We start from the raw sequence: 11,537 nt of genomic DNA, 5'->3' as shown, positions 1-11,537 counted from the left end.
GACCGGCTCGGGGGCCTCGGCCGGCTCGGGCTCCTCCAGCACCACGTGCGCGTTGGTGCCGCTGATGCCGAACGACGACACGGCGGCACGACGCGACCGACGTCGTAGCGGCGGCGCAGGCCGCCTTCCGGCGTGGGTGGGCCGTCCCGGCAGGGCGGTCGTGGCCGTCGGGAACGGGCCCGGCTCAGAACAGGCGGACCCGGGCGGCGCGCAGCCGGCTCAGGGTGCGCTCGCGGCCGAGCACCTCCAGCGACTCGAACAGCGGCAGCCCGACGGTACGGCCGGTGACGGCGACGCGCACCGGCGCCTGGGCCTTGCCGAGCTTGAGCCCGCGCTCGGCGCCGACCGCCTCCAGCGTCGACTTCAGCGTCTCGGCGTCCCACGACTCCAGCGCCTCGAACGCCGCCGTGGCGGCGTCCAGCAGCTCCGCCGAGCCCTCCTTCATCGCCTTGGCCCAGGCGGCCTCGTCGATCAGGGGCGCGGCGAGGAAGAGGAAGTCGACGTTCGGCACGATCTCGCTGAGCAGCGCGATCCGGGTCTGCGCCAGCGGGGCCACGGCTGCGAAGGCGTCCGCGTCGAACTCCTCCGGCTGCCACGGCGGCGGGGCGATGGTGCCGGTGCCCGTCAGCCACGGCCGGCAGGCCTCGACGAACTCCTCGACCGGCAGCGCCCGGATGTACTCGCCGTTGAACGCGCGGAGCTTCTTCTCGTCGAAGAACGCCGGCGAGGGATTGACGTCCTCCAGCCGGTACTCCTGCTCGATCACCGACCACTCGACGATCTCCCGGTCGCCCGACGGCGCCCAGCCGAGCAGCATCAGGTAGTTGCGCATCGCCGAGGCGAGGTAGCCCTCGTCCCGGAACGCCTCCAGGGCCACCTTGTCGCGGCGCTTGGAGAGCTTCTGCCGCTTCTCGTTGACCACCACCGGCACGTGCGCCCAGATCGGCGGCTTGACCCCGAGCGCCTCCCAGAGCAGCTGCTGCTTCGGGGTGTTGGGCAGGTGCTCCTCGGCCCGGATCACGTGGGTGATGCCCATGGTCATGTCGTCGACCACGTTGGCGAGCAGGAAGACCGGCGAACCGTCGCCCCGGGCGATGACGAAGTCCTCGATCAGCTTGTTCTCGAAGGTCGGCTCGCCGCGGATCAGGTCGACCACCACGGTCTCGCCCTCGTCGGGCGTACGGAAGCGCAGGGCGCGCCCCTCGCCGGCCGACAGGCCCCGGTCCCGGCAGAAGCCGTCGTAGCCCTGGTACTGCGAGCCGGTGCGGGCCTGCACGGCCTCGCGGGTGCAGTCGCAGTAGTAGGCGCGGCCGGACGCGTGCAGCCGCGCGGCAGCGGCCCGGTGCTCGCCCGCGTACTCCGACTGGAAGTACGGGCCCTCGTAGCCGCCGCGCTCGATGCCGATCCAGTCCAGCGCGGAGAGGATGCCCTCGGTCCACTCCGGCTTGTTGCGGGCCGCGTCGGTGTCCTCGACGCGGAGCACGAACACCCCGCCCTGCTGCTTGGCGTAGATCCAGTTCTGCAGCGCCGAGCGGGCGCCGCCGACGTGGAACATACCGGTCGGGGAGGGGGCGAAGCGCACACGTACCGTCACGTCTCCAGCCTACGGCGGCGCGCGATCGGATTCCGCCAGGGGTGCGGCTCAGGGCACCGAGCGGATCTTCAGCACCAGGACGCTGCCCAGCACGGTGACCGCCGCGGTGACCGCATAGAGCACCGGGTAGCCGCCGAGGTGCACCACGAGCGGGGCGGAGAGCGCCGGGCCGAGCACCTGCGGGGCGGAGTTGGCGATGTTGATCACGCCCAGGTCCTTGGCCCGGTCGTTCGCGGCGGGCAGCACCTGGGTGATGAGCGCGGCGTCCACCGACAGGTAGACGCCGTAGCCGGCACCGAGCAGCAGCGCGGCGGCCACGGCCACCGGCCAGACCGGGGCGACGGCGAGCAGCAGCGCGGCGACCGCGATGATCCCGCCGGCGGTGATGACGAAGACCTTCCGCTTGCCGGACCGGTCCGACAACCGGCCGGCCACCACGGCGGTGGCCGCCAGGCCGGCCGTGTAGAGCAGGATCAGCACCAGCAGGCCGCCCTCGGGATCGGGGTGGCGCACCTCGTCGGTGAGGAAGTAGAGCAGGTAGAGCGTGCCGAGCGCGTTGCCGAGCTGCACCAGGAACCGGGTGATCCAGGCCCAGCCGAAGTCGGGGTGGCGGCGGGGCGAGACCCACATCGACGCGAGCAGGGCGCGCCAGCGCAGCGCCGGGCGGTGCGCCCGGGGCAGCGGGTCGTCGGCGGTGAACAGCGCGAACGGCAGCGCCAGCAGCAGCACCGCGACCGCCATCGTGGCGTAGCCGGCGGCGGTGCCGCTCACCACGGCGGTGACCAGCACCACCCCGAGCACCAGCCCCAGCGCCTGGGGGATGCCGACCCAGCCGGAGACGCCGCCGCGCTGGGCGACCGGCACCCGGTCCGGCACGGCGGCGGTCAGGCTGGCCAGCATCGCGTTGAAGCAGACCTGGGCGGCGACCCAGCCGAGCGCGACCCCGGCGACGGTGCGTTGCTGCGCGAGCAGCACCAGGGCCGCCGCGCCGAGCAGCGCACCGCCGGCGGTCCAGACGTGCCGCCGGCCGAACTCCCGCCCGGCCAGCCGCAGGCAGGTGCGGTCCGACAGCGCCCCGGCGAGGGGATTGGCGAGCACCGCGGCGAGCGCGCCGAGGCCGGTGACCAGGGCGAGCGCCGTCTCCTTGTCGGCCGGGGCGATCCGTTCCAGCTGCTGCGGCAGCAGCACCTGGATGGGCGTGAAGAACGCCATCCAGACCCCGAGGTTCGCGGCGAAGATCAGCGCGATCCAGCCCCGCCGGACCGGCACGGTCGGCTCGGCGAGCGCCGCCGGCAGCGACGCGGGCGTCGGATCGACGGTGGTCACGGCCGGGCGATCAGGTCACGGAACCAGGCGTACGAGGACTTGGGCGTGCGGAGCTGGGTGTCGAAGTCGACGTGCACGAGGCCGAAGCGCTTGGTGAAGCCCTCCGCCCACTCCCAGTTGTCCAGCAGCGACCAGACGAAGTAGCCGGTCACGTCGACGCCCTCGGCCATCGCCGCGCGTACCGCGCGCAGGTGCCCGTCGAGGTAGGCGATGCGCTCCGGGTCGTGCACCCGCCCGTCGGCGTCGGGCGCGTCGTCGTACGCGCAGCCGCTCTCGGTGACCTGGATCGGCGGCAGGTCGTCGGCGTAGGTGCGGTGCAGCCAGCCGAGCAGGTCGTGCAGCCCGTCCGGGGCCACGGGCCAGTCGAAGGCGGTGCGCGGGTATCCGTCGAGCGGCACGAACTCGAACGGCAGCGGCGAGCCCTCCTGCGGGGCGCGTACGCCGGTCGGGTTGTAGTAGTTGACCCCCAGCACGTCGATCGGCGCGGCGATCACGTCGAGGTCGCCGGCGCGCACCACGGCGGTGTCGAAGCCCAGCTCGGCGGGGTAGCCCCGGCCGAACAGCGGGTCCGTGAAGAGGCGGTTGTGCAGCGCCTCGTACGCCGCGGCGGCCGCCCGGTCGGCGTCGGTGTCGCCGGCGATGCGCACGGGCGAGTAGTTGTTCGCGATGGCGACCGGGCTCGTGGTGCGCGCCCGCAGCGCGGCGACGGCGAGGCCGTGGGCGAGCAGCTGGTGGTGGGCCACCGGGAAGGCGTCGAAGAGCAGCGTCCGGCCGGGGGCGTGCTCGCCCGTGCCGTGGCCGAGGCTCATGTGGATGAAGGGCTCGTTGAGGGTGATCCAGAGCTTCACCCGGTCGCCGAGGCGGGCGGCGGTCGCGTTGGCGTACTCGGCGAAGCGGTGGGCGGTGTCCCGGTTCAGCCAGCCGCCCGCGTCCTCGAGGGCCTGCGGCAGGTCCCAGTGGAAGAGCGTGGCGACCGGGTCGACGCCGTGGGCGAGCAGGTCGTCGACGAGCCGGTCGTAGAAGTCCAGCCCGCGCGCGTCGACCGGACCGTCGCCGGTGGGCCGCACCCGGGGCCAGGCGATCGAGAAGCGGTACGCCGAGACGCCCAGCCCGGCCAGCAGCGCGACGTCCTCGGCGTGCCGGTGGTAGTGGTCGCAGGCCACGTCGCCGGTGCTGCCGTCGGCGACCCGGCCGGGGGTGTGGGCGAAGGTGTCCCAGATGGACGCTCCCCGCCCGTTCTCGTCGACGCCGCCCTCGATCTGGTAGGCGGAGGTGGACACTCCCCAGCGGAATCCGGCGGGGAACTCGGGCATCGCTGCGGTCGACATGCGCCCTCCCGTCGTACATGAATCGTGCTCGCGACTCTAGGGGGCGGCCGGTCGATGCGCCATAGGCCGTCCGGCGTCGTAGCGCAATGAATTTCGGCGTGTCTTTTCCGAACCCGTCCGTATACGTCCGAATTTGCGCATAGAGTGCCGATATCGTGGGATGTCCTCACTGGAGGAAAGACGGAAATGATCCTCGTGGAACGCAGTGCGCACGTGATGGCGCCGGTGGAAGCGGTCTGGGACGTCGTGCAGCGGGCCGAGCAGTTGCCGGCCTGGCTGGCGGGGGTCCGTGCGGCCGAGGTGCTCTCGGGAGAGGGCTTCGGGCGCCGACAACTCGTCCAGGCCGGACGTGGCGCCGCGCATGAGGCCGAGGTGATCGCCTATCAGGCGCCGACCCTGATCGGCTGGCGCGAACGCGCCAAGGGGGCCGGTGCCCGGGCGGAGGCGCGCACCGAGATCTACGTCCAGCTCACCGCGGACGAGGAGGAGGGCGGGACGATCGTGCGGCTCATCGTCGTACGCTGGCCGGCCGGTCCGGTCAAGGCCGCCCTGCTCCGCCTCGGCCTGCGCAGGGTCGGCGCCGACCTGGAGGACTCGCTCGCCCGGCTGACCGATCTGGCCGCCGTCGGCTGAGCCGGGCACGTCCTGGCGCCACCCGCGACGGCGGTGGCCCGGTGTCCCCGCCAGGGACTCCGGACCACCGCCGGTTCGCTTGTCGGCGGACGACGAAGGGCCCGGCGCTTCCCGCGCCGGGCCCTTCGTCTCGTACGTCCTAGCTGTCGCCGCCGGTCTCGCCGACCGGGGCCGCGTTCACGTCCTCGATGGCGTACTTCTTGGCCGCCTCGGCCGGCACGCTCGCCGGCACCGTGCCGCGCAGGGCGAGCTGCCGCAGCGTCGCGACCACCACCGACTCGGCGTCGACGTGGAAGTGCCGGCGCAGGGCGTGCCGGGTGTCGGACATGCCGAACCCGTCCGTGCCGAGCGAGGTGTAGTCGCCGGGCACCCAGCGGGCGATCAGGTCCGGCACCGCGCGCATCCAGTCGCTGACCGCGACCTTCGGGCCCTCGGCGTCGGCCAGCTTCTGCTGGATGTACGGCACCCGCTGCTCCGCGCCCGGGTTGAGCAGGTTGTGCTCCTCGCACTGCACCGCGTCCCGGCGCAGCTCCGTCCAGGAGGTCACCGACCAGACATCGGCGGCCACGCCCCAGTCCTGGGCCAGCAGCTGCTGCGCCTTGATCGCCCACTGCATGCCCGTGCCCGAGGCGAGCACGTTGGCCTTCGGCGCGTCGTCGCCCACCGACGGGGCGGGGGAGTAGCGGTAGATGCCCTTGAGCAGCCCCTCCACGTCCACGCCCTCCGGCTCCGCCGGCTGGAGGATCGGCTCGTTGTAGATCGTCAGGTAGTAGAAGACGTTCTCCTGCGCCTCGCCGTACATCCGGTGCAGGCCGTTCTCCACGATGTGCGCGATCTCGAACGCGAACGCCGGGTCGTACGCGACCACCGCCGGGTTGGTGGCGGCGATCAGCAGCGAGTGGCCGTCCTCGTGCTGGAGCCCCTCGCCGTTGAGCGTGGTCCGGCCGGCGGTGGCGCCGAGCAGGAAGCCCCGGGCCATCTGGTCGGCGGCGGCCCACAGCCCGTCGGCGGTGCGCTGGAACCCGAACATCGAGTAGAAGATGTACATCGGGATCATCGGCTCGTCGTGGGTGGCGTACGCCGAGCCCGCCGCCGTGAACGAGGCGACCGAGCCGGCCTCGTTGATCCCCTCGTGCAGGATCTGCCCGCCGGTGGACTCCTTGTACGACAGGAACAGCTCCCGGTCGACCGAGGTGTAGCGCTGGCCGTGCGGCGAGTAGATCTTCTGCGTCGGGAAGAGCGAGTCCATGCCGAAGGTGCGGGCCTCGTCCGGGATGATCGGCACCCAGCGCTTGCCGAACTCCTTGTCCTTCATCACGTCCTTGAGCAGGCGGACGAAGGCCATCGTGGTGGCCACCTTCTGCTTGCCCGAGCCGCGCTTGACGTCGGCGAAGCGCTCCGGGCCGGGGATGGCCAGCCGCTTCTGGCCCGAGCGCCGCGACGGCAGGTAGCCGCCGAGCTGCTGGCGCCGCTCCTTGAGGTACGCGATCTCGTCGGACTTCTCGCCCGGCGTGTAGTACGGCGGCAGGTAGGGGTTGTCCTCCAGCGCCTTGTCCGGGATGTCCAGATAGAGCCGGTCGCGGAAGGTCTTCAGGTCCTCCAGCGTCAGCTTCTTCATCTGGTGCGTGGCGTTGCGGCCCTCGAAGTGCGAGCCCAGCGTCCAGCCCTTGATCGTCTTGGCCAGGATCACGGTCGGCTGGCCGGTGTGCTCCATCGCCGCCTTGTAGGCCGCGTAGAGCTTGCGGTAGTCGTGCCCGCCCCGCTTGAGGTTCCAGATCTCGTCGTCGCTGAGGTCCTCGACCATCTTGCGGGTCCGCTGGTCGCGGCCGAAGAAGTGCTCCCGGACGTACGCCCCGGACTCCGCCTTGTAGGTCTGGTAGTCACCGTCGGGCGTGGTGTTCATCAGGTTGACAAGCGCGCCGTCGGTGTCCGCGGCGAGCAGCGGGTCCCACTCCCGGCCCCAGACCACCTTGATGACGTTCCAGCCGGCGCCCCGGAAGAACGCCTCCAGCTCCTGCATGACCTTGCCGTTGCCGCGCACCGGCCCGTCGAGCCGCTGGAGGTTGCAGTTGATCACGAAGGTGAGGTTGTCCAGCTCCTCGCGGGCGGCCACGCCGATCGCGCCGAGCGTCTCCGGCTCGTCCATCTCGCCGTCGCCCAGGTAGGCCCACACGTGCTGGTCCGAGGTGTCCTTGATGCCCCGGTGGTGCAGGTAGCGGTTGAACCGCGCCTGGTAGATCGCGTTCAGCCCGCCCAGGCCCATCGAGACCGTGGGGAACTCCCAGAAGTCCGGCATCAGCCGCGGGTGCGGGTACGACGGCAGGCCGCCGCCCGGGTGCGACAGCTCCTGGCGGAACCCGTCGAGCTGGTGCTCGGTCAGCCGCCCCTCCAGGTACGCCCGCGCGTACATGCCGGGGGAGGCGTGGCCCTGGTAGAAGATGTGGTCGCCGCCGCCCGGGTGGTTCTTGCCCCGGAAGAAGTGGTTGAAGCCCACCTCGTAGAGCGAGGCCGAGCTGGCGAAGGTGGAGATGTGCCCACCGACGCCGATCTCGGGACGCTGCGCCCGGTGCACCAGCATGGCCGCGTTCCACCGGACGTACGCCCGGATCCGCCGTTCCACGTGCTCGTCACCCGGGAACCACGGCTCGTGCTCCGGCGGGATGGTGTTGATGTAGTCGGTGGTGGTCAGCGACGGCACCCCGACCTGGCGCTCGCGGGCCCGCTCCAGCAGGCGCAGCATGACGTAGCGGGCGCGCTTTGTCCCGCGCTCGTCGATGACACCGTCGAGCGACTCGACCCATTCGCTGGTCTCTTCAGGGTCGATGTCCGGAAGCTGGCTCGGCAGACCAGCGGTGATCACCGGGCGCTTGCGTTCCGTAGCCACAGGCGTTCCCTCGGTTCTGTGTGGGATAGGTCTCTAGCGCCATCCTGCCCCCTGGTGGCACCTGTCGTCACGCCCACCGCCCGGAGACGCGACGCGCGACACAGGTACCCGCCGGTAACTTTGCGCAACCGGCCCGCCCGGCAGGAACCGGGCGGGCGACCGCCCGCTCGGGCAGAATGCGCCGTATGCGCAGTGAGGTGATCACCGTCCAGACCGGGGCCCGGCCGACCGTCCGGGACATCACGGCGGAGGCCGAGCGGTTCGTCGCCGGGCAGGGCGATGGCCTGCTGCACGTCTTCGTGCCGCACGCCACCGCCGGGTTGGCGATCATCGAGACCGGCTCGGGGTCCGACGACGACCTGCTGGCCGCGCTCGACGACTTGCTTCCCACCGACGACCGGTGGCGGCACCGGCACGGCTCGCCCGGCCACGGGCGCGACCACGTCCTGCCGGCGTTCGTCCCCCCGTACGCGACGCTGCCGGTCGTCGACGGCCGGCTGGCGTTGGGCACCTGGCAGTCGGTCTGCCTGGTCGACCCCAACGGCGACAACCCCACCCGGACCGTCCGCTTCTCGTTCCTCCCCGGCTGACGCGAAGTTGCGGGCGAACCGCCGATGGTGGAGCTGCTCAACTTTTGACGCGCGTAGGATGTGAGGCATGGTGCCGCAGCCCGTCCCCTCCGTCCCGCCGGATCCCGCCGACCGCGCGGCGCTGGCCGGCGACGTCGTACGCCGCATCACGCACGTCGCCGCCGCGCTGCGCCACCACCAGGACCGGGAGATCGCCGAGCTGGGGCTGACCCCCGCGACCGCGCGGGCGCTGCACGAGCTGGACCCCGACCTGCCGCTGCCGGCCCGCGACCTCGCAGAAGGGCTGGGCTGCGACCGCTCCAACGTCACCGCCCTGGTCGACAAGCTGGAGCGGGCCGGGCTGGTCGAGCGGCACGCCGACCCCGCCGACCGGCGGCAGAGGACGCTGGTGGTGACCGGGCCCGGGCGGCGGGTGCGGGCCCGCGTGCACCAGGTCATGTCGGACTCCCGACTGCTCGCCGGGCTCACCGTCGAGGAGTTGGCGACCCTGCGCGAGCTGGTCTGGAAGGTCTCCGACGGCGGCTGCCCCGAGCGGTGCGACGACGACTGACCCACACCGCGTCGTTCGTGTCCGAGTGGGCGCACAGGCCGCTCGTCGGTAATGCTGTCCGACGTGACCACCCCGCAAGATCTCGACGACCGGTTCCGGGAGACGCTGGCCGCGCTGGCCACCCCGTCGCAGCGGCGTGACCCCGCACGGCCGGTCACCGACGACACGACGCTGACCGGCGCGCGGGCGCTGGACCTCTTCGACGCGCAGGCCGTCAGCCGCCAGCTCGACCTGGCCGGCCGGTGGCTGCGTAGCTTCGGCGAGGGCTACTACACGATCGGCTCCGCCGGCCACGAGGGCAACGCCGCGGTCGCCGCCGCGCTGCGCGCCACCGACCCGGCGCTGCTGCACTACCGCTCGGGTGCCTTCTACTGCGTCCGCGCCGCCCAGGCCGCCGGGTGGACGCCGACCGACCGGCCGGCGGCGGCCGACGGGCCCGTCGAGGCCGCGCCGGGCGACCCGGGCGACCCGGACGGCCCCGGCGACGGTTCCGCGCCGGACGCCGCCGACCCGCAGGAGCCGACCGGCGGCGCCGGGTCCGCCGTGGACCGGCCGCTCCGCCCGGGGTACGCCGAGGCGGCCCGCGACGTGCTGCGGGGCATGGTCGCCTCCAGCAGCGAGCCCCTCGCCGGCGGTCGGCACAAGGTCTTCGGCCGCGCCGACCTGGCCGTCGTCCCGACCACCTCCACGATCGCCTCGCACCTGCCCCGCGCCGTCGGGATGGGGCTGGCCGTGGAACGGCTGCGCCGGCTGGAGACCTCCGGTCGCCGGGACGGGGTGCCGGCCAGCGGCGGTGGGGGCGCCACGCACACCTCCTGGCCGCCGGACGCCATCGTGGTCTGCTCGTTCGGCGACGCGTCGGTCAACCACGCCAGTGCCACGGCCGCGTTCAACACCGCCGGCTGGTACGACCACACGGGCCTGCGCATCCCGGTGCTCTTCGTCTGCGAGGACAACGGCCTCGGCATCAGCGTCCGCTCCCCGAAGGGGTGGGTGGAGACCACCCTGCGGTCGAAGCCGGGGGTCCGTTACTTCTCCGCAGACGGCGGCGACCTGCCGCAGGCGTACGAGGCGGCCGCCGAGGCGGCGGCCTGGGTGCGCCGGCACCGGCGCCCCGCCGTGCTGCACCTGTCGACCGTACGGCTGATGGGACACGCTGGCGCGGATGCCGAGACCGCGTACCGGAGCCCCGGAGAGATCGCGGCCGACCTCGCCCGGGATCCGCTGACCGCCACGGCACGGCTGCTGGTGGGGGCGGGCCTCGCCACCGGCGAGGAACTGCTGGCCCGGTACGACGAGATCGGCTGGCAGGTGCGGCGGATCGCCGAGGAGGTGCTGGACGAGCCGAAGCTGACCGCCCCGGCCGACGTGGTCGCCCCGCTGGCTCCGCGCCGGCCGGCACGGGTCTCCCGGGCGGTGGCGGACGCGGCGGCGCGTGCCGGCGGCCCCGGCGCCGGTGCCCGGGCGGAGGCGTTCGGCGGGAAGCCGCCGGAGCTGACCGGCCCGCTGACGCTGGCGCAGAGCATCAACGCCGCGCTCGCCGACGGGATGCTCGACCATCCGCAGATGGCCGTGTTCGGCGAGGACGTCGGCGCCAAGGGCGGCGTGTACGGGGTGACCAAGGGGCTGCGGGACCGCTTCGGCGTGGCCCGGGTCTTCGACACACTGCTCGACGAGACCTCGATCCTCGGGCTGGGGCTCGGTGCCGGGCTGGCCGGGATGCTGCCCGTGCCCGAGATCCAGTACCTGGCGTACCTGCACAACGCCGAGGACCAGCTGCGTGGCGAGGCCGCCACGATGCAGTTCTTCTCGCAGGGGGCCTTCCGCAACCCGATGGTGGTGCGGGTGGCCGGGCTGGCGTACCAGGAGGGCTTCGGGGGGCACTTCCACAACGACAACTCGGTGGCCGTACTCCGGGACGTGCCGGGCCTGGTGATCGCGGTGCCGGCGCGGCCGGACGACGCCGCGCCCATGCTGCGCACCTGCCTGGCCAGCGCGGCGGTGGACGGCAGCGTCTGCGTCTTCCTGGAGCCGATCGCGCTCTACCACACCCGCGACCTGTACGTCGACGGTGACGGTGAGTGGCTGTCTCACTACGCCGAGCCCGGCGCGTGGACCGGCGGTCACGTGCCGATCGGACGGGCCCGCGTCTACGGCGTCGGCTCCGCCGAGGACGTCACGATCATCACGTTCGGTAACGGGGTGCCGATGTCGTTGCGCGCGGCGGCGACCCTCGCCGATGAGGGGGTCGGCACCCGCGTGGTGGACCTGCGCTGGCTCTCCCCGCTGCCGGTGGCCGACATCATCCGGGAGGCGGCGGCGACCGGCCGGGTGCTGGTCGTGGACGAGACCCGGCGTTCCGGCGGGGTCGGCGAGGGAGTCATCGCGGCCCTGGTGGATGCCGGGTATGTCGGAGCGGCGCGCCGGGTGGCCGGAGTTGACTCTTTTGTACCATTAGGCCCGGCGGCCCGACAGGTTCTGGTCTCCGAGGAAGCAATTACCCAGGGTGCCCGCACGCTTCTGGCACGGTAAATTCCGTTCCACCCGGTGCGCCACTTGCGCGGGGAGCCACAACTGTGTGGACTTTGCCTGACGGCGTCGACGCGACGCCGCGGGCAAGGATGAGATGAGG

8 protein-coding genes are annotated in these 11,537 nt (G+C 72.7%); 4 read left to right on the top strand and 4 right to left on the bottom strand.

Features of this window, described 5'->3' with window-relative positions; all coding sequences use genetic code 11:
- Nucleotides 1–184: 184 nt before the first annotated feature.
- The 3 genes from gltX to AB0B83_RS23765 are packed head-to-tail and all read right to left on the bottom strand — an operon-like array spanning nt 185 to nt 4,248.
- Nucleotides 185–1,594 (bottom strand): glutamate--tRNA ligase, encoded by a 1,410-nt coding sequence (gltX, locus tag AB0B83_RS23775; RefSeq protein ID WP_357580015.1) that lies wholly within the window; start codon nt 1,592–1,594, stop codon nt 185–187.
- A 48-nt stretch (nt 1,595–1,642) separates the two neighbouring features.
- A complete protein-coding gene (locus AB0B83_RS23770; protein ID WP_357580014.1) occupies nt 1,643–2,920 on the bottom strand; it encodes an MFS transporter in 1,278 nt (425 codons plus the stop codon).
- Nucleotides 2,917–4,248, bottom strand: a complete 1,332-nt coding sequence (locus tag AB0B83_RS23765) for a GH1 family beta-glucosidase (protein ID WP_357580013.1) — start codon at nt 4,246–4,248, stop codon at nt 2,917–2,919. The genes AB0B83_RS23770 and AB0B83_RS23765 overlap by 4 nt, the downstream gene beginning before the upstream one ends.
- Before the next feature lie 186 nt (nt 4,249–4,434).
- Here AB0B83_RS23765 and AB0B83_RS23760 point away from each other — a divergent pair, with 186 nt between their 5' ends.
- Complete coding sequence (locus AB0B83_RS23760) at nt 4,435–4,881, top strand: SRPBCC family protein (protein WP_121400347.1); 447 nt, start codon at nt 4,435–4,437, stop codon at nt 4,879–4,881.
- A 139-nt stretch (nt 4,882–5,020) separates the two neighbouring features.
- Here the strand turns inward: AB0B83_RS23760 and aceE are convergent, their stop codons facing one another.
- Nucleotides 5,021–7,765 (bottom strand): pyruvate dehydrogenase (acetyl-transferring), homodimeric type, encoded by a 2,745-nt coding sequence (aceE, locus tag AB0B83_RS23755; protein ID WP_357580012.1) that lies wholly within the window; start codon nt 7,763–7,765, stop codon nt 5,021–5,023.
- Nucleotides 7,766–7,950: 185 nt separating this feature from the next.
- Here aceE and AB0B83_RS23750 point away from each other — a divergent pair, with 185 nt between their 5' ends.
- From AB0B83_RS23750 to AB0B83_RS23740, 3 genes are all read left to right on the top strand, one after another.
- The gene (locus tag AB0B83_RS23750; protein ID WP_132237228.1) at nt 7,951–8,355 is read left to right on the top strand and encodes a YjbQ family protein; all 405 of its coding nucleotides are present in this window, start codon (nt 7,951–7,953) and stop codon (nt 8,353–8,355) included.
- Nucleotides 8,356–8,422: 67 nt separating this feature from the next.
- On the top strand, nt 8,423–8,905 hold the full coding sequence (locus AB0B83_RS23745; RefSeq protein WP_357580011.1) for a MarR family winged helix-turn-helix transcriptional regulator: 483 nt from the start codon (nt 8,423–8,425) through the stop codon (nt 8,903–8,905).
- 51 nt (nt 8,906–8,956) lie between these two features.
- Entirely contained in the window at nt 8,957–11,437 is a 2,481-nt protein-coding gene (locus tag AB0B83_RS23740; RefSeq protein ID WP_357580010.1) for a transketolase C-terminal domain-containing protein, read from the top strand.
- The last annotated feature ends 100 nt before the right edge of the window (nt 11,438–11,537 follow it).

The organism is Micromonospora sp. NPDC049060 (assembly GCF_040649055.1).
In the GTDB taxonomy this organism is placed as follows: domain Bacteria; phylum Actinomycetota; class Actinomycetes; order Mycobacteriales; family Micromonosporaceae; genus Micromonospora; species Micromonospora reichwaldensis.
This window is presented reverse-complemented; position numbering and strand designations above follow the sequence as displayed.